Source organism: Acinetobacter sp. YH16040_T (assembly GCF_024605785.1).
In the GTDB taxonomy this organism is placed as follows: domain Bacteria; phylum Pseudomonadota; class Gammaproteobacteria; order Pseudomonadales; family Moraxellaceae; genus Acinetobacter; species Acinetobacter amyesii.
The window spans coordinates 618243-635305 of sequence record NZ_CP094541.1; the positions used below are offsets into that span (position 1 = coordinate 618243).

Annotated in this window: 18 protein-coding genes; 11 read left to right on the forward strand and 7 right to left on the reverse strand. The window is 40.6% G+C overall.

Annotated features, from left to right (window positions below):
• Nucleotides 1-10: 10 nt before the first annotated feature.
• Entirely contained in the window at nucleotides 11-1162 is a 1152-nt protein-coding gene (locus tag MST16_RS02950) for an alanine racemase (protein WP_180011694.1), read from the forward strand.
• Between the two features lie 64 nt (nucleotides 1163-1226).
• Here MST16_RS02950 and MST16_RS02955 read toward each other — a convergent pair whose 3' ends face one another.
• Nucleotides 1227-2846, reverse strand: a complete 1620-nt coding sequence (locus MST16_RS02955; protein ID WP_180011696.1) for a glutamate synthase-related protein — start codon at nucleotides 2844-2846, stop codon at nucleotides 1227-1229.
• A gap of 319 nt (nucleotides 2847-3165) precedes the next feature.
• Here MST16_RS02955 and thrS point away from each other — a divergent pair, with 319 nt between their 5' ends.
• Both thrS and infC read left to right on the forward strand, forming a co-directional pair.
• Entirely contained in the window at nucleotides 3166-5088 is a 1923-nt protein-coding gene (gene thrS, locus MST16_RS02960) for a threonine--tRNA ligase (RefSeq protein WP_078189589.1), read from the forward strand.
• A gap of 5 nt (nucleotides 5089-5093) precedes the next feature.
• On the forward strand, nucleotides 5094-5642 hold the full coding sequence (gene infC, locus MST16_RS02965) for a translation initiation factor IF-3 (protein WP_078192643.1): 549 nt from the start codon (nucleotides 5094-5096) through the stop codon (nucleotides 5640-5642).
• A 704-nt stretch (nucleotides 5643-6346) separates the two neighbouring features.
• Here the strand turns inward: infC and MST16_RS02970 are convergent.
• The gene (locus MST16_RS02970) at nucleotides 6347-6808 is read right to left on the reverse strand and encodes an Hsp20 family protein (protein WP_180011698.1); all 462 of its coding nucleotides are present in this window, start codon (nucleotides 6806-6808) and stop codon (nucleotides 6347-6349) included.
• A 315-nt stretch (nucleotides 6809-7123) separates the two neighbouring features.
• On the opposite strand from MST16_RS02970, the gene MST16_RS02975 reads away from it, so the two are divergent.
• On the forward strand, nucleotides 7124-7741 hold the full coding sequence (locus tag MST16_RS02975) for a glutathione S-transferase N-terminal domain-containing protein (RefSeq protein ID WP_168378472.1): 618 nt from the start codon (nucleotides 7124-7126) through the stop codon (nucleotides 7739-7741).
• On the opposite strand, the gene MST16_RS02980 is transcribed toward MST16_RS02975, so the two are convergent.
• Nucleotides 7724-8092 (reverse strand): energy transducer TonB, encoded by a 369-nt coding sequence (locus MST16_RS02980; protein ID WP_180012434.1) that lies wholly within the window; start codon nucleotides 8090-8092, stop codon nucleotides 7724-7726. The genes MST16_RS02975 and MST16_RS02980 overlap by 18 nt on opposite strands.
• Before the next feature lie 274 nt (nucleotides 8093-8366).
• On the opposite strand from MST16_RS02980, the gene MST16_RS02985 reads away from it, so the two are divergent.
• Both MST16_RS02985 and MST16_RS02990 read left to right on the forward strand, forming a co-directional pair.
• Complete coding sequence (locus tag MST16_RS02985; RefSeq protein ID WP_078192639.1) at nucleotides 8367-8651, forward strand: hypothetical protein; 285 nt, start codon at nucleotides 8367-8369, stop codon at nucleotides 8649-8651.
• A 12-nt stretch (nucleotides 8652-8663) separates the two neighbouring features.
• Entirely contained in the window at nucleotides 8664-9092 is a 429-nt protein-coding gene (locus MST16_RS02990) for a YqaA family protein (RefSeq protein ID WP_168378474.1), read from the forward strand.
• A 55-nt stretch (nucleotides 9093-9147) separates the two neighbouring features.
• Here MST16_RS02990 and MST16_RS02995 read toward each other — a convergent pair whose 3' ends face one another.
• Entirely contained in the window at nucleotides 9148-9882 is a 735-nt protein-coding gene (locus MST16_RS02995) for an energy transducer TonB (RefSeq protein WP_180012432.1), read from the reverse strand.
• Nucleotides 9883-9986: 104 nt separating this feature from the next.
• Complete coding sequence (locus MST16_RS03000) at nucleotides 9987-11240, reverse strand: MFS transporter (RefSeq protein ID WP_180092136.1); 1254 nt, start codon at nucleotides 11238-11240, stop codon at nucleotides 9987-9989.
• A gap of 223 nt (nucleotides 11241-11463) precedes the next feature.
• Here MST16_RS03000 and rpmI point away from each other — a divergent pair, with 223 nt between their 5' ends.
• Complete coding sequence (gene rpmI / locus MST16_RS03005; RefSeq protein ID WP_065994397.1) at nucleotides 11464-11658, forward strand: 50S ribosomal protein L35; 195 nt, start codon at nucleotides 11464-11466, stop codon at nucleotides 11656-11658.
• A gap of 11 nt (nucleotides 11659-11669) precedes the next feature.
• Entirely contained in the window at nucleotides 11670-12029 is a 360-nt protein-coding gene (rplT, locus tag MST16_RS03010) for a 50S ribosomal protein L20 (RefSeq protein WP_004647525.1), read from the forward strand.
• A 77-nt stretch (nucleotides 12030-12106) separates the two neighbouring features.
• On the opposite strand, the gene MST16_RS03015 is transcribed toward rplT, so the two are convergent.
• Entirely contained in the window at nucleotides 12107-13249 is a 1143-nt protein-coding gene (locus tag MST16_RS03015; protein ID WP_180011779.1) for a hypothetical protein, read from the reverse strand.
• 574 nt (nucleotides 13250-13823) lie between these two features.
• On the opposite strand from MST16_RS03015, the gene MST16_RS03020 reads away from it, so the two are divergent.
• Both MST16_RS03020 and MST16_RS03025 read left to right on the forward strand, forming a co-directional pair.
• Nucleotides 13824-14375, forward strand: coding sequence for an adenylate kinase (locus MST16_RS03020; protein ID WP_180011781.1), 552 nt, complete (start codon nucleotides 13824-13826; stop codon nucleotides 14373-14375).
• A gap of 110 nt (nucleotides 14376-14485) precedes the next feature.
• Nucleotides 14486-14698, forward strand: a complete 213-nt coding sequence (locus MST16_RS03025) for a hypothetical protein (protein ID WP_180011782.1) — start codon at nucleotides 14486-14488, stop codon at nucleotides 14696-14698.
• 85 nt (nucleotides 14699-14783) lie between these two features.
• Here MST16_RS03025 and MST16_RS03030 read toward each other — a convergent pair whose 3' ends face one another.
• Complete coding sequence (locus tag MST16_RS03030; protein WP_180011784.1) at nucleotides 14784-15812, reverse strand: hypothetical protein; 1029 nt, start codon at nucleotides 15810-15812, stop codon at nucleotides 14784-14786.
• 159 nt (nucleotides 15813-15971) lie between these two features.
• On the opposite strand from MST16_RS03030, the gene pheS reads away from it, so the two are divergent.
• Nucleotides 15972-16952: a phenylalanine--tRNA ligase subunit alpha gene (gene pheS, locus MST16_RS03035; RefSeq protein ID WP_078189575.1), complete on the forward strand. Its 981-nt coding sequence runs from the start codon at nucleotides 15972-15974 to the stop codon at nucleotides 16950-16952.
• Nucleotides 16953-17063 lie beyond the last annotated feature (111 nt).

Genomic DNA, 17063 nt, shown 5'->3' on the forward strand with positions numbered 1-17063 from the left:
AGGGGATGGCATGGATGCATATTTTCAAAAGTTGAATTCGCTGTTAAAACAAAATGGTACGGGGATGCCCCAGTTAATCGTGGATGTTGATGCATTAAATCACAACTTGGTGATCACTCAGCAGCAAATGCCAGAGCGTCTGCATCCGCGCTTGGTGGTGAAATCCTTGGCGTGCATGGCATTGCTTCAACACTGTGCTACACAGCTCAAGACAGAGCGTTTCATGCTATTTCATTTTGCACATCTAAAAACACTTTTTGAATCGATTCCGCAAGCCGATGTGTTGTTTGGAAAACCGATGCCGATTCAGGCCTTGCACCATGCAGACAAGGCGTTTTTGCAGGCAACGCAATCGCAAGTGCAATGGCTGATTGATAGTGAACAGCGTTTAGCCCAATACCTCAAATTTGCTGAGCAGCATCAACTGTGTCTACGCATCAATATTGAAATCGATGTGGGGCTACACCGTGGAGGTCTGAAAACGATCCATGAGCTAAAGGCTGTTTTGGATGTAATCGTTCAACATCCCCAACATTTAAAATTTTCAGGATTAATGGGCTATGACGCACATGTGGCGAAGATTCCACGGCTGATCCAATCTGCTGAACAGACTTATCAACAGTCCCAGCAAAGTTATCAACAATTCAAAGCTTATGTACAACAGCGCTACCCAACCTTATGTGATGAACACACCTGTTGGAATGGTGGTGGTAGTCCTAGTTTTAGTTTTCATTGTCAGCAGAGTGTCTGTAACGAAGTCTCGTTTGGCTCGATGTTATTAAAACCTGCAGATTTTGAACTGAAAAATTTACACGCTTTCCAAAGTGCCTTGTGGATCGCCACACCTGTGTTAAAAGTGTTGCCGCGGACTGAATTACCACAGTTAGAGTGGCTCAGTCGTTGGGCGAAATCTCAGGCTGTGTTTATTTATGGAGGCTATTGGCGAGGGGACTATGTTTATCCTCAAGGCAGTCAGCCCCATGCGTTATATGGTCGCAGTAGTAATCAGGAGCTTGTGCAAATTCCACAGACAAGCAGCATAAACGTAGATGATTATATTTTTTTACGCCCTACCCAGAGTGAAATGATCATCCCTCAATTTGCACAGCTTTGGTTGTACCAATCCGATCAATTCATGGCCTTTGAGACCTTCAGAGAATAAAAAAAGAGCTCGTATGGACTCTTTTTAGGTTCAATTGTTTTGAAAAAAGCTCATGATTTGAAGCTTACTCAAATCCACTGTAGTGAATACCCGTGAGGTTCGACATTTCTTTTTTCCATGTGGTCAGGTCATCTTTGCAGAATTGATTCAGATGATGATGTCCGCAGGCACGAGCCATGACTTGCATCAGTTCAACGGATGCATTTAGAAAATTCGCCAGTTGTTGTGCCGATTTGTCTATTTCTAAACGACGACGTAAATGATCTTGTTGTGTGGCGATGCCGACAGAACAATCATTGGTCTGACAGGCACGCATAGCTAAACAGCCAATGGCTTGCATGGCAGAGTTTGAAATCGCGATGGCATCTGCACCTAAAGCGAGTGCCTTAATAAAGTCAGCGGGTACACGAAGTCCACCTGTGATCACTAAACTAATATCTGACCGTCCTAAACGGTCTAAATGACGACGTGCTCGTGCAAGTGCAGGAATGGTCGGTACAGAGATATTGTCACGGAACAAGGTTGGGGCTGCACCTGTTCCACCGCCACGACCATCTAAAATAATATAGTCCACACCGATGCTGATTGCTGCGTCAATATCACGTTCAATATGCTGTGCGGAAAGTTTATAGCCGATCGGGATGCCGCCGGTTTCTGCTCGGACATATTCTGCAAATTCACGATATTGTGAAAGATGAGTCCAGTCGGGGAAAGTTGCAGGAGAAATGGCTGCGGTGCCTTCTGGTAATTTGCGCACTTCTGCAATTTTTCCAACCACTTTATGGCCTGGCAGATGTCCTCCCGTACCTGTTTTTGCAGCTTGACCGCCTTTAAAATGAAAGGCCTGACACTTTTTAACTTTTTCGATGTCATAGCCAAAACGACCCGATGCAAGTTCATAAAAATAACGTGAATTGGCCGCTTGTTCCTCAGCAAGCATTCCACCTTCACCTGAACAAATGCCTGTACCTGCAAGTTCAGCACCTGTTGCAAGGGCAACTTTGGCTTCTTGAGATAACGCACCAAAACTCATATCTGACACAAACAGGGGGATTTTGAGTTTTAAGGGTTTTTTAGCATTTGGGCCAATCACTACTTCGGTTGCTACGGGTGCATCATCTAATAATGGAATTTTCCACAGTTGTGCGGTGATCAGTTGAATGTCCTCCCATTTCGGGAGTTGATTGAAAGGCACGCCCATCGCCGCTGTCGGGCCATGATGTCCAAAGTTTTTCAAGCCATTTCGCGCGAGTTCTAAGATCAATTTATTATGTGGTTCTTCAGGTGCGGGTGCCGAATCCGCATATAAACCTTGGTATTGATCGCGTTTATACTGCTGTGGATTGCGTTTTTCCCAAGCTGTAATTTCTTCAAGATCGACATACACCTGATCGCCTTCCACCCACGCTTTAAATTTTTGCAGATTTTTATTCAGATAACGTGGATTGATGCCAGTTTTATAAATATAGTGAGAACCATGCAGCCCACAGACGATTTTATCTCCTTGAATATGGGCATCGGCCATGAGGGCGCCGCGATGCTGACAGCGACCATACATGACTACGACTTGTTCTGCATCATCATCTTCGAGCCTTAAGACCACAAGATCGACATTGGCTGCGAGGGTATAAGCGGGTTGGAGCGGTTTTAAACTAGACCAAGATATAAGTGAGTGTGCTTGCATGATACCTGCCTACATAAAGATTTCAGTGGGTATTGGTGTTCGAAATTCGGAATAATTTTATGAATTAGAACGTGATTATTATGTTGACAGCATAAAGCGCATTTCGGCTGAAATCTGCTTGAATTATCAGGAGTCTTGTAAAAGGCGGTAGAAAAATCAACTTCCATGGGATTAGAGGTTTATTAAAGTTGGCAGGGCGTGTAAAATTTAGGTCGAATTTTATTTATCCACCGTTTTTATCTTTTGAGGGTCTCCCTCGATCATAATCTCGCGGTGACATGCTCCATTGTACGGGGCATCACTCCTTAAGGATTTTTATATGCCAATTATCACTTTGCCAAATGGCGATCAAAAAGAATTTGATCATGCCGTGTCTGTGATGGAAGTTGCTCAAAGCATCGGTCCTGGTCTAGCAAAAAATACAGTTGCGGGTCGTGTAAACGATCGTTTAGTTGATGCGTCTGATTTAATTACAGAAGATGCTAGCCTACAGATTATCACGCCTAAAGATGAAGATGGTATTCACATCATTCGTCACTCTTGTGCGCACTTGGTGGGTCATGCAGTTAAGCAATTGTTCCCAGAAGCAAAGATGGTCATTGGTCCTGTCATTGAAGAAGGTTTCTACTATGACATCTGGATGCCACGTCCGTTTACTTTAGATGACATGGCAGCAATCGAAGAGCGCATGAAAAAGCTCATCGACCAAGACTATGATGTCATCAAAAAAATGACTCCACGTGATGAAGTGATCAAAGAGTTCACTGCACGTGGCGAAGAATACAAACTGCGTCTGATTGAAGACATGCCTGAAGAAACTGAAATGGGCTTGTACTACCATCAAGACTACTTGGATATGTGCCGTGGTCCGCACGTTCCAAATACTAAATTCTTAAAATCGTTCAAGTTGACTAAAATCTCTGGTGCTTACTGGCGCGGTGATGCGAAAAACGAACAGTTACAACGTATTTACGGTACAGCTTGGGCGGACAAAAAGCAGCTAGCTGCCTACATCAAACGTATTGAAGAAGCTGAAAAACGCGATCACCGTAAAATTGGTAAAGCGTTAGACTTGTTCCATATGCAAGAAGAAGCGCCGGGTATGGTGTTCTGGCATCCAAACGGCTGGACTATTTACCAAGTGCTTGAACAATACATGCGTAAAGTTCAACAAGCCAATGGTTACCAAGAAATCCGTACACCGCAAGTGGTTGATTTCACGCTTTGGGAAAAATCAGGTCACGCAGCAAACTATGCTGAAAACATGTTTACGACTCACTCAGAGAACCGTAACTATGCAGTAAAACCAATGAACTGCCCATGTCACGTGCAAGTCTTCAACCAAGGTTTGAAATCTTACCGTGATCTTCCAATTCGTTTGGCTGAGTTTGGTTCATGTCACCGTAACGAACCATCGGGTTCATTACACGGCATTATGCGTGTACGTGGCTTTACACAAGATGATGCGCATATCTTCTGTACCAAAGAACAAATCGGTACTGAAGTTGCAGACTTTATTAAACTGACATTAGATGTTTATAAAGACTTCGGCTTTGAAGAAGTACAAATGAAGTTGTCGACACGTCCAGAAAAACGTGTGGGTGATGACAAACTTTGGGACATGGCGGAAAAATCTTTAGCAGATGCTTTAGATGCTGCAGGCCTAGAGTGGGAACTTCAACCGGGTGAAGGTGCATTCTACGGTCCGAAAATTGAATTCTCATTGAAAGACTGCTTAGGTCGTGTATGGCAGTGCGGTACAATTCAATGTGACTTTAACTTACCAGAACGTTTAGATGCGTCTTATGTGACTGAAGATAACGACCGTGATCAGCCTGTAATGTTGCACCGTGCAATTCTTGGCAGTTTCGAGCGTTTTATTGGTATACTTATTGAACACTATGCTGGTTTCATGCCACCTTGGTTGTCTCCAATTCAAGCATGTGTGATGAACATTACCGATTCACAAGCTGAAGCATGTGAGTCAGTCGTCGCTAAACTTAAAGAAAGCGGTATCCGCGCGATTTCAGACTTGAGAAATGAGAAAATCGGCTTTAAGATTCGTGAACGTACTTTAGAGCGTATTCCTTACTTATTGGTTCTTGGGGACCGTGAAGTTGAGGAAGGTACTGTAAACGTCCGTACTCGCTCTGGAAAAAATTTGGGTACTATGTCAATTGATGCATTCGTTGACCTAGTAAAAGCAGCCGTAGCCGAACGCGGCCGGTACATTGTGGAGTAAAAGCGATTAAACAGCCTGACCGTAATCAACAGGGCGGAAAATCAAACCGTCCTGCCTTGAATGATGAAATTCGTGCAAAAGAAGTCCGTCTAGTAGACGAAAATGGCGAGCAAAAAGGGATTGTATCTCTTGCTGACGCTTTGCGTGCTGCAGAAGCAGTAGATCTTGACCTTGTTGAGATTGTTGCTAATGCTGAGCCACCAGTCTGCAAAATCATGGATTTTAACAAGCATTTGTTTGATCTAAAACAAAAGCAAAAAGAAGCGAAGAAAAAACAACATCAAGTACAGGTGAAAGAAATCAAGCTACGCCCTGGTACTGATGTTGGTGACTACAACGTTAAACTACGTGCCATTATCAAGTTCCTTGAAGAAGGCAATAAGGTAAAAATCACGCTTCGTTTCCGTGGTCGTGAAATGGCACACCAACAGTTAGGTTTGGCTCAATTGCAAAAAATTGAAGCTGACGTGGTTGACTATGGTGTTGTTGAACAAACACCAAAAATGGAAGGCCGTCAAATGGGTATGCTGCTTGGTCCTAAAAAGAAAAAGTAAGTATCCATTAAAAAAGCACTGCATTTGCAGTGCTTTTTTTTGCCTATATTTTGGTTTTTTAATCTCAATGATGTTCAAGGGCACCAATAATTTTTGCTGCGTATTGATTGGAAAATAGAGCAAAATTCATGAATGCGAACTTATGTCTGAGGGTATTAAGTAAGTTTCTTTAAGAAAGACAAATTTGATTATATTCTAATTGATATTCAATCGTTGTTTCGATTCAGACGTTTTGAAATGCTTTAATTTAGTTTTAATGTAGGTATAAAGTGAGCAAAGCTTTTTATTGAGCTAACTATGTGAGATCTATTTACATAAAACAGGCCGTGAAATAGGGGTTTTCAGTACCCTCCAATAGATTTTCATCTTGGTAATATTAGGTCGTATATTCCATGTCATAAAAGCAATCAGAACAAAGTACATTTCATATAAATAGATAGTAATACAGAGTAGGATTATTTTTTGCAAGATACGTCAAAATTTAAAAAGAGTAGATGAACAGCTTGTAAGCCAGACCCACCAAAGATTCATTAAAAACACCTATAGGGAGTATTTAGTTTGGAATAGAAAATCAGAACATAAAATTTGCAATCGAGACACTATATTCTTGAGATGGGATGATTTTAATTCTTTTTTATCATGTTACGAATTTAACTATTTTTTTCAAAAAAAAGACCCCGAAGGGTCTTTTTTTTTATGAGGGTTTACTCAGCGATATTTTCTTGGACATGACTTTCTATCAATGCCTTTTTGCCAATTGGAATTTGGCGTGGTAGTTTTTCTTCAGGAATAATACGCTGTAAGTCCACTGTCAATAAACCATTTTCATATAGGGCTTGTTGCACTTCTATATGTTCATCTAAGCGTAAAGACAGTTTAAATGTACGACGAGCAATGCCTTTATGCAGGAATTCCACAGTTGTATCTTGCGCTTCAGTTGGTTTACCTGAAATGCTTAGCACTTGATTTTCTAAGTTTAGCGAAAGTTCATCTTCTGTAAAACCTGCGGTTGCCACCACAATGCGATAGCTATTTTCAGCCGTTTTTTCAATATTGTATGGCGGGTAATTTGGTGTGTCGCTTTGCATAGCATAATCAAATAAATCGTTGAAACGATCAAAACCAATGCTACGACGGAAAAGTGGGTTAAGATTTAAACTACTCATAATTAGAACTCTCTTTAATAAGCAAAGTTGTAACAATAAGAAATGTTCAGTGATGCTTGGCATCCACTGTTCACTAACAAGATCGTTTGATCCTTGTACATGTATCAATATCGGTCTGTGCTGATTTTTTTCAAGGGATTTTTATAAAAAAATTATATTTTTTGAATTTTTGTACCTTAAGTGATTTTAAAAGCAAAGTGATAATTCACATTTTAACGTTACTTTGCAGAAAAACTGACAAGCTTTCACTGGATTAAACATGTTATACATAAAGCAAAATGAGATTGCCTTACTGAAAATTAAAAAGGAATATAGATGATTGATCTCTACTATTGGGGTACACCCAATGGACATAAAATTACCATCGCTTTAGAAGAAATGGGTTTGGAATACCAAATTTTTCCGATTAATATCTTGGAAAATGATCAATTTCAGCCAGACTTTTTGAGAATTTCTCCGAACAATAAAATCCCTGCAATCGTGGATCAGAATGGCCCACGAGGAGAGTCGATTTCAGTTTTTGAGTCTGGTGCGATTCTGCAATATCTTGGACGTAAAACAGGTTTGTTTTATCCAGAAGATGAGTTTGAGCGCGTTGAAGTTGAACAATGGTTGATGTGGCAAATGGGTGGTTTTGGGCCCATGTTAGGACAAAATCATCATTTTAGTCGTTTTGCACCTGAACGTATTCCGTATGCAACTGAACGTTATGTAAATGAGTCTAAACGCTTATATAAAGTTTTGAACCATCAGTTGATTGGTCAAAAATTTGTGGCTGGAGAGTATTCGATTGCAGATATGGCTATTCTGCCTTGGGCACTGCGTCATGAATGGCAGCAAATTCAGCTGGAAGATTATCCATACGTGAAAGACTATATCGATCGACTGACGGCCCGTCCAGCGGTACAAAAAGCCTTAGCAATACACGTTTAAAAAAAGAGCATGGAAACATGCTCTTTTTTTTATGAAATGAATAGAAGCTTTTTCCACCAAGGTCTTTGGTTTTCTTTCAGGGTCTTGAGTGAGAAGGGCTGTAAGGCAACAAAGGGGGGAGGCTACACCATTTTCGATATAAGGTTTGAACTTGGCACGTAAAAGTGACTGCTCAACCCGCTTATCAATGTGTGTAAGTCCAGAGCTTTTGATTAATTCAGCTTTTTGAACTTCGCCGGTGGCTAAAACATATAATTTAAAACTAAGGTCACGTTTTTGATTGCCCAGATCGTCATTGTTGAAGTTAAAAATAGGTCGCTTTTTCCAAATCATTTGATCTTGTGTAATCACGTGTTGTTTGGCAACTTCAGAAGGACTTTGTGCATATTAAGCGGTCAAAATTTGTAATAACACGATAAAACTTAAGCAAAGAATTTTTTTCATAAAGTGAGTTAAAATTATTCAATATTTGCGTGGCAGATTAGAAGTCTCATGTATAAAAGTAAAGTGCGGAAAGACTCACCTTAAGATTTTAGATAGGACGGAAGAAAATTCTAACGCTGTGTTAGAATGCGGCGCTGCCGAAAAGAACGCGTTGTTGACGGCTTAGTTGGACGATTTTGCGATGAAAGACTTTTTCTTAAATTTTACCCGTATTGTTGAAAATAACCCAAGAATCTATTGGAGTATTATTTTTGGTATTGCAGGCTGCTTAGTGCTATTTGTCGCTGAAATTGTGCATGTTCAAAATATTCTTGCAGATTTACATACCAAAGATCAAAACTTGATGCGAGCTGCGATTGAACCGATTTCTTCACAATATAAATGGTCGAGAATCGTTGTAATTGTTGCAGCAGTGCTTTGGTCAAATTTTGAATATTTGAAGTCGAAGAAAAAATTAGGTCTCTAAGCATTCGTTTCGATGTGGTCGTTTTTAGTTTTATTCTTCGCGGCATTTGGGGCTGCGACCTTACTTCCTTTACAGTCCGAAGCCGTATTGCTCGGCTTGTTGAGCTATGGTCAACATAATCCATGGCTGCTGATTGTGGTGGCCAGTATTGGTAATATTCTCGGTTCTTGTGTGAATTGGTGGCTCGGTTTAAAAGTAGAACATTATAAAAATAAAACATGGTTTCCCGTGTCAGAGCTGAAAATGCAGCAGGCACAGGGTATTTATCACAAATATGGTTATTGGTCTTTGCTACTGAGTTGGCTGCCGATTATTGGAGACCCTATTACTTTAATTGCGGGTTTAATGAAAGAAAACTTCTGGCGCTTTGTGTTCATGGTGACCGTAGCGAAAACCGGGCGTTATCTCTGTATTTATCTTATATTTTTAGGTTTCTTCTGAGATAAAACAGGGCATTGAAACATTCAATCCCTGTTTGAAATGTTGAATCTATTACTTATTTACAGCCATTTACTTGAAACTGAATTTCATCTTTAAAGTTCGACTTTTTGTAGATCCAAAGGGTGCTCGCAGTACGTTTAACCGAGATCTGACTATTTCTTAGTGCTTCAACGACTTTCTGATCGAGTGCATAAATGCCAGAGCCTTGCTTGATCTTCACCTTTTTCACTTGTCCGTGTTTGTCCACTTTAAAGTTAAATTTGACTTTACGATCGTGCTGTTTCAACTCATGACTAGTGAGATCTAATTTTGGTTGAGATACATATTGGAATGGCGTTTTCTTATTTGCACTTTGTGCATTCCAAACTTTTGAATCAAAGTTGAAATCACATTCAGGCGTATTGCCTTTAACTCTCAAATTAAACGCTTGATAGCCAATAATGGCTTTGGATTCACCATTTTCTAAATGTGGCTTGACTTTAGCTTTTTTGACAGCAGAAATTAAGATTCGGTCGAGTTGATCGACCCCTGTACTTTCTTCAACACTTGCATCGGTAATTGTACCTTTTGCATTCGCTGTGACACGAATAATGGCCGCGCGGTCACGTTGCTTGAGGTCTTCATTGGCATATACCGGTTTTGGAAAAACCGACCAATTTAAACGCGTGGTTAAATGCGCAGGAGCAACTTCAATATTCTGTGCCGGAAGTTGATGGGTTTTGGTTGAAGCACTAAACGCTGTAGGAAATGGAGCGCAGGCCAAAAGGGTTAAGCACAGATATTGTTTCATAAGTCTATTCTAAGATCACAATGTGAGTGATGAATGCGTCGATATTGCTGCGCAGTATTTCCTGTATTGGAAATACTGGCAAGGTTTAAATGGAAAATATGCCATTATTTTTTTGACTGATGGGTAATGTCGATCCCAAACAAATCACGAGTTTTTGCCCAACTGATCGCAACTACAGCCATGGTCATACAGCCACCAAAAAGTGTCGCCATGATCGTACCTATATATTTTGCTGCAAGTCCCGATTCAAAAGCTCCAAGTTCATTACTACTGGAGACAAACATGCCATTGACCGCGGCTACACGGCCACGCATATTTTCAGGTGGATAGAGCTGTAAAATCGTTTGACGCACGACGACAGAAACACTGTCACATGCACCAGTCATTGCCAGTGCAAAGAGTGATAACCAAAGATGGCTTGAAAATGCGAATAAAATGGTAAATACACCAAAACCCGCTACAGCCAATAACATATTACGCCATGCATGATGAGTTGGAGGGAATTTGGTCAATGCAATCATGGTGATCAGGGCGCCAATAGACGGTGCTGCACGTAAATAGCCTAAACCTTCAGGCCCGACTTTTAAAATATCTTCAGCGAAAATAGGCAGCAGGGCAATCACACCACCAAATAGCACAGAAACCAAATCGAGTGAAATTGCCCACAACACAATTTTAGTTTTCCAAATAAAGCGGAAGCCTTCACTTAAACTATCTTTTAAATTGTCAGATTCAATTTTAGGGAAACTGCGTTTACTGAGCAGATTAATGAGGACGAAGCAGACCGTTAGTAGTGCTGCAACACTGAGCAAACTGGTTTCACGGCCTAAAAATGCCAACATAAAACCGCCAAGCATTGGCCCAATAATCACCCCACTTTGCCAACCAATCGTTGTCCATGTTGCACCATTGGCATAGAGCTCCCGCGGGATTAAAAAAGGTTTAAGCGACGTTGCCGAGGGATTATAGAAACCACGGATCGTTCCAAGCCCAAAAATGACCGCATAAATTCCCCAAGACAGTTGGGTGACATCAATTTGGCCGAGACCATATTGGTGAAATAACCCCCAAAGAATTAGTGGCATAGGTACAGAAAAAAACAGACAAATTTTCATAATGGTCTGTTTATTGAAACGATCTGCAAAGTATCCTCCCCACAAAGAGAGAGCAATAAAAGGAATTGCTTCAGCTAAACCAATTAAGCCCAGTGTTAGCGGGTCTTTAGTGATTTGATACAGTGAGTAAGCAACAATAATTTCTTGAATCAAAATGGCTAAGGTCAGACAAAATTGATTAAGCGTAACAATCGAGAAATCCCGATAACGTAGGGCTGCAAAAGCATCCTGTGCAGGTTTCATAATGGACATTAATAGTTGGCGTGCCGACATTATATAAGCCTTATTGGGCATCGCTTATAAAATCATCGGAAAATCTATATCAGAAAATTAATTAAGTTCGATATTCGGTAGAAAGATTCGCTTTTGTTTTGAGCAAAGATGCTTTAGAATACTCGCTCCCTTACCTGCAGGGCGTCTTTGCAATGGTGCAGACGTGCCGAACAGGTGTTCAAAAGAGGTTCTTATGCCTAAGATGAAAACTCGCCGTGGTGCAGCTAAACGCTTCAAGCCAACTGCAAACGGTTTTAAACGTCACCAAGCGTTCAAACGACACATTTTGACCAAAAAATCTGCTAAGCGTATCCGTCAATTACGCGGCTGTGTAATGGTTCACGTAAGTGACGTTGCTTCAGTTCGCCGTATGTGCCCATACATCTAAGGAGATTATAAATGGCTCGTGTTAAACGTGGTGTACAGGCTCATCGCCGTCATAAAAAAATTCTTGCTCGTGCTAAAGGTTACTACGGCGCTCGTTCACGCGTATATCGCGTAGCGTTCCAAGCAGTAATCAAAGCAGGTCAATATGCTTACCGTGACCGTCGTCAAAAGAAACGTCAATTCCGTGCTCTATGGATTGCGCGTATCAATGCCGGTGCTCGTCAAAATGGTTTGTCGTACAGCCGTATGATCGCTGGCTTGAAAAAAGCTCAAGTGATTATCGACCGTCGCGTACTTGCTGACATCGCTATGCATGACGCAGTTGCGTTTGCTGCTTTAGCTTCTAAAGCTAAAGATGCATTAGCTGCATAAGTCTTTATGACTTAAAAAGGGACCGCTTTTAGCGGTCTTTTTTTGGGCTTTAAATTCTTATGTAAGCTTAACCAATATTAATCGGTTTTTGTTTTAAGCTGGACATAAGCAAGGTCTCGGTGCTGAAAATGATAGTTATGCCAATGATAATAAATGGGAAATTCATAAATTGCATTTATTTTAAAGTGCGTGTTGTAGAAAGGTGTTTTGGGTAAAATATGAAAAGTTTGCTGGTTGTCTAATAACAACCATTTCTGACCATCTGCATCCATTGAGAGTAATTGCGCATCGGTCATTTTATGAGTGCCAAAATGCAAAGCATAATAACTATGCAATACCGGCATTAGAAAAAAGCTCAGGCTCAGCGTTAAAAATGTACTGGACAGCACGCTTCCTGTAAACGCCATTTTGGGAATATCTTTTTGTATCCACAATACGCTTGGAATGAAAATCAGCAGAAAAATAATGGCCAAACACAGCAAAACCGGATAATTGGAAATGTAAAAGAACTGCGCTTGCGCGTTTAAATATAAGCCCAAAATACCAATAGGAACGCTGCCGATAATCAGGTAGGCGATCCGCGGGCTGATCTTGGTTTGCAGAATTAAATTTTGCAGATCTTCTTGAGAAAGCGTCAGCGCCGCAATCTCATCCTGAAAATTATAATATTGTTTGAGTATTTGAATCAGCTGCCCTTTTTCATGTTCACTTAAGCATGCAAGGTGCAGTTGAGATTGAACATTTTTAAGGGGGAAGAATAAAAGCTGTGGATTTTCTTTGTTGGCAGTCTGATAAATAGGACGCTGCAGCCATGAGATCCGTTTTGGGCGTTTTATACCAAGAATGGCAAATTGACAGTATTCTACCTCCTGCCGCTGAATGAATGTGCTGAGAGGTATTTTCCACAAGCGGTAATAAATTTTATCAGGCGTAATGACCAATTTAATCTGCGTTTTTAAGTAATCAATGACAATTATAGATACGATGTAGAGCAGGATCAGCTGGGCATGATCGGCTTGCAGCTTGTAAATCGGGAAATTTTTTAGGGTGAATTGCAGGTATTCAATCACTATGCTGACGTTAAGCGGTTGAGCTTGATCTCTAAACCATTTGAAAAAAGGTATAATAAAGACCATCGCAATGCCTAGTAAAATAAGCATTAAAATTGTTGGCCATGAAATCAGCGGTTTTTTAGCATAAATGTCAAATTCTGTTTTCATAAAGTCTCATAATAATTATGTTGAAATTTTATATTTAAGTGTTTGGTTACTATATTTAAATTTTGAATATTTGATCGATGCTTAGCGCTAAATTATATCTGAAAATGAATAGGCTAGGTAGGTGCTGCGCCCCGAGCCACGGTTTGTGCGTATTATGTCGTGATTTCAATGTTTAGCTTCGATCTTGTTGCCTGGCCGGTTTGTTTAATGCTCAGTTGAAGGCCCGCACATGCACACGGTGCTTTTCGCTCAGAACGGGAAGGTATTTATATTGCGCATGTTCATCATAATTGCGGGCAGAATTAATTCATTCATCTGGGGACAGCTAGAATCTGTTTTTTTTATAAGGCGTGCAGATAGGGGGGACGGCCATAAATGAATGGATAAATACCAACTGAAAAATTATTGGATCAATATAGTCTGTGAAAAGTGTGTTTTTATACTGCAATTGAACCTGACTTTATCAATATCGATGCAGATCTTTTGGATTATCATGAAGAATAAAAGTTAACCTACAGATCCAATGCTGTTATCTTGGAGTAGATTCACCAGACTCAAGTAGATCATCATGGCAATGAAAAGAATAAATGTAGTCGGTACATCGGCCACTGGAAAATCAACCTTTTCCAGAGCTTTGGCGGACAAATTAGGACTAAATTATATAGAACTGGATAATCTATTTTGGTTGGATGATTGGCAGGAGTGTCCTGACGAAATCTTTTTTGCACGTATCGGAGCTGAAATTGCTAAAGCGAAAAATGGTTATGTTATTGATGGCAATTATACTCGGGCGATTCCTGTTAAATGGTCTGAAATAGATACGGTGATATGGTTAGACCTTCCGTTTCCAGTCAATTTATACCGCTCTGTAAAGCGCGCATTTTCTCGGGCTAAGTCCAAACAAGATCTTTGGCCAGATTCAAATAATCAGGAAAGTTTGTGGCGGATGTTTGGTCGAGATTCCATTGTCTGGTGGATGATTAAAACCCATAAAACGAATCGTGAAAAATATCTACAGATGATGAATGCACCTGAATATCAACATATTCAATGGATTCGTTTAAAGTCTGCAAATGCAGTTGATGCATTTTTAGAACAATTGGACTCTTATGTTTTTGATGTTTAAGTTTTGATGTTTTATCAATAAAAAGTGCAGTTAAGTTACAGAAATAATCTTTATACCTCGCTTTGCGCCATGCCTAATGTATGGATAGAAAAGAACAAAAGGAAAATAAAATGTTGGCTGAAATAGTTGGTATGGGTCAAGGTAGCATTACAGTAGAACTTGAAATGATCCCCCGCAAAGGTGAGTCGGTCAAAATCATGTATGGTGCAGATGCAGAGCTTGAGGGGGAAGTGGTCTCTGTCAGTCATTATATTAATCAACATGCCGATCAGCATCGCGTTCGATTAGAAATTCGTCCATTTAATTATTTAATTACCTCATAATTTTGAGGTCTTTTATACATAAGCATGTTCATAAAAAAAGCCCTTCCATAAGAAGGGCTTTTTAGTGTTGATCACATTTATACAGTTAAAGTCCGAAGTAATAAGCCAATAAGCAAATCACTACCGTAATAATAATTAAGGTAATCACTCCACCTGCACCGGGTTTATGGGTTGGATTTGGCGTGTGTGCATGCTGAGGATTTGATTTTCTTTGCTCAGTTTTAAAACCATCCAGAGGAGAGCTTTCGACCACAGGAGTTAAGCGTGCAGTTTTATAGTGATTGGCGACTTTCACAATAAATTTTGCCGTTAAATCTTCAGTTTTTTGAGCAAAATGTCGCAAATTTAACTGTTCTTCAGGTGTATAGATGCTGCCATCTGTGTGATAGGGATGCTGAATTTTAGACTGAATATGGCGGTTTAATGCTTCTAGGCGATGTAAGCTGTCATGTGCGAAATCCGCTTGTGCATCCGTTGGCAAGAGTGCAAGTTTTGCGGATTCATTCGATTCGCTGCTTAGATCAGGCTGCGTACCATAATAAGGTGTGCCTAACACCTCCGGCTCAATAAAACCTTCCGCCGGTTTTTGCAAAAATAATTCTGCTTCAGTGAAGTTATGAATATCATCCCATTTTGGTAACTGCATATCCGCTTCGATGCGTTTAATGAGTTTATGGTTCAGCTCATAGCGCCAAAAAGTTTCGCGACGTATTTGTAGTTGTTGGGATACAGGTGCTTCATAGTCATTTTCTGCGTTATACCACTCGGCAAGTTCTTTACCAAAAATCCATGCCTGCTTTTTATTTTGTTCGTGGCTCACAATAAAATGGGCAAAGGGAAGAAGTTCAACGTTAGCATTCGGATTTTGTTCATCATTTAGCAAGCTAGAGCTATGTAAGCTTAAGCGTTGTACCCCGTGTTTTTTTAAGCCTTCTAGCCAAATTTGGAAATGTTGAGCCAATAAATGCTGTGATAGCAAATCACGAAAATGGAAACTGTGCTGATCAAAAATGTGGTGATTCAACCAACGTTGAAAACTCAAACCTTGGTTGAGAAATTCATTGCCATAAGTGACGAGTGTGAGCTGTTGTTTCCAGATTGGATCGAGTGCCATAAAGATTGGATCCCATTGATATTGTGTTTATCTTATACTTTTTTTAAAACTTGATGCTAATGCAATTTTAACTTGTGAATGCGCTTCATCATAACGGCTAAAAACTGTTAGAATAAGGGGTTTATATTATTTTTTTAAATTGTTGCTTTGAGAGTTACTATGTCACTGGAAGCCCTGACCACTGAAGCGCTCGCTGCGATTGCAGCAGCAGAGGACCTTGCTACACTCGACCAAGTGCGAGTGCAATTTACAGGGAAGAAAAGCCAGCTCGCGGAACAATCGAAGTCGCTCGGTAAAATGGACCCAGAAGAACGTAAAGTTTTTGGTGCTCAAATTCATGCCGTTCGTGAATCGATTACTGGCGCACTGACTGCTCGTCAAGCTGAATTACAAAAAGCTGCATTAGAACAAAAGCTTGCTAGCGAAACGATTGATATTACTTTACCCGGCCGTGGTCAAACGGTGGGTAGTATTCACCCTGTGACTCAAGTTCAAGAACGTATTTGCCAATTCTTTACCAAAGCTGGTTTTACCGTTGCAACTGGTCCTGAAGTTGAAGATGATTATCACAACTTTGAAGCATTGAACATTCCGGGTCATCACCCTGCACGTGCGATGCACGACACTTTCTATTTTGATGCGAATCATTTACTTCGTACGCACACCTCAGGCGTGCAAATTCGTACCATGGAAACGAGTCAGCCACCAATCCGTATTGTGTGTCCTGGTCGTGTTTATCGCTGTGACTCGGACCAAACGCATTCTCCAATGTTCCATCAAATCGAAGGTTTGTATGTGGCTGAAAACACTAGCTTTGCAGAACTTAAAGGTTTGTTGGTGAACTTGCTAAATGAATTCTTTGAAAAAGATTTGAAAGTACGTTTCCGTCCATCTTATTTCCCATTCACAGAGCCAAGTGCGGAAGTGGATATCATGGATGAACGTGGTAAATGGTTGGAAGTTTTGGGCTGCGGTATGGTGCATCCAAACGTTTTACAAGCCGCTGGCATCGACCCAGAAAAATACAAAGGCTTCGCCTTCGGTTTAGGTGTAGAGCGTTTTGCCATGTTGCGTTATGGCATTAATGACCTACGTATGTTCTACCAAAATGATGTGCGTTTCTTACGCCAATTTGCTTAAACAGTTTTATACCTCTCCCTAACCTCTCCTAAAAGGAGAGGGGGTGTCCATCATGACTTAGGGTTCGTCCTCTTTCTTTAAAGGGGCGCTAGAGGGGATTAGAAATTTAGA

Excerpts from the sequence above, each read along its gene's own strand:
- MST16_RS02950 (WP_180011694.1), top strand. The coding sequence starts at position 11 with ATGGATGCATATTTTCAAAAGTTGAATTCGCTGTTAAAACAAAATGGT.
- MST16_RS02955 (WP_180011696.1), bottom strand. The coding sequence starts at position 2,846 with ATGCAAGCACACTCACTTATATCTTGGTCTAGTTTAAAACCGCTCCAA.
- thrS (WP_078189589.1), top strand. The coding sequence starts at position 3,166 with ATGCCAATTATCACTTTGCCAAATGGCGATCAAAAAGAATTTGATCAT.
- MST16_RS02970 (WP_180011698.1), bottom strand. The coding sequence starts at position 6,808 with ATGAGTAGTTTAAATCTTAACCCACTTTTCCGTCGTAGCATTGGTTTT.
- MST16_RS02975 (WP_168378472.1), top strand. The coding sequence starts at position 7,124 with ATGATTGATCTCTACTATTGGGGTACACCCAATGGACATAAAATTACC.
- MST16_RS02985 (WP_078192639.1), top strand. The coding sequence starts at position 8,367 with ATGAAAGACTTTTTCTTAAATTTTACCCGTATTGTTGAAAATAACCCA.
- MST16_RS02990 (WP_168378474.1), top strand. The coding sequence starts at position 8,664 with ATGTGGTCGTTTTTAGTTTTATTCTTCGCGGCATTTGGGGCTGCGACC.
- MST16_RS02995 (WP_180012432.1), bottom strand. The coding sequence starts at position 9,882 with ATGAAACAATATCTGTGCTTAACCCTTTTGGCCTGCGCTCCATTTCCT.
- MST16_RS03000 (WP_180092136.1), bottom strand. The coding sequence starts at position 11,240 with ATGAAACCTGCACAGGATGCTTTTGCAGCCCTACGTTATCGGGATTTC.
- rpmI (WP_065994397.1), top strand. The coding sequence starts at position 11,464 with ATGCCTAAGATGAAAACTCGCCGTGGTGCAGCTAAACGCTTCAAGCCA.
- rplT (WP_004647525.1), top strand. The coding sequence starts at position 11,670 with ATGGCTCGTGTTAAACGTGGTGTACAGGCTCATCGCCGTCATAAAAAA.
- MST16_RS03015 (WP_180011779.1), bottom strand. The coding sequence starts at position 13,249 with ATGAAAACAGAATTTGACATTTATGCTAAAAAACCGCTGATTTCATGG.
- MST16_RS03020 (WP_180011781.1), top strand. The coding sequence starts at position 13,824 with ATGAAAAGAATAAATGTAGTCGGTACATCGGCCACTGGAAAATCAACC.
- MST16_RS03025 (WP_180011782.1), top strand. The coding sequence starts at position 14,486 with ATGTTGGCTGAAATAGTTGGTATGGGTCAAGGTAGCATTACAGTAGAA.
- MST16_RS03030 (WP_180011784.1), bottom strand. The coding sequence starts at position 15,812 with ATGGCACTCGATCCAATCTGGAAACAACAGCTCACACTCGTCACTTAT.
- pheS (WP_078189575.1), top strand. The coding sequence starts at position 15,972 with ATGTCACTGGAAGCCCTGACCACTGAAGCGCTCGCTGCGATTGCAGCA.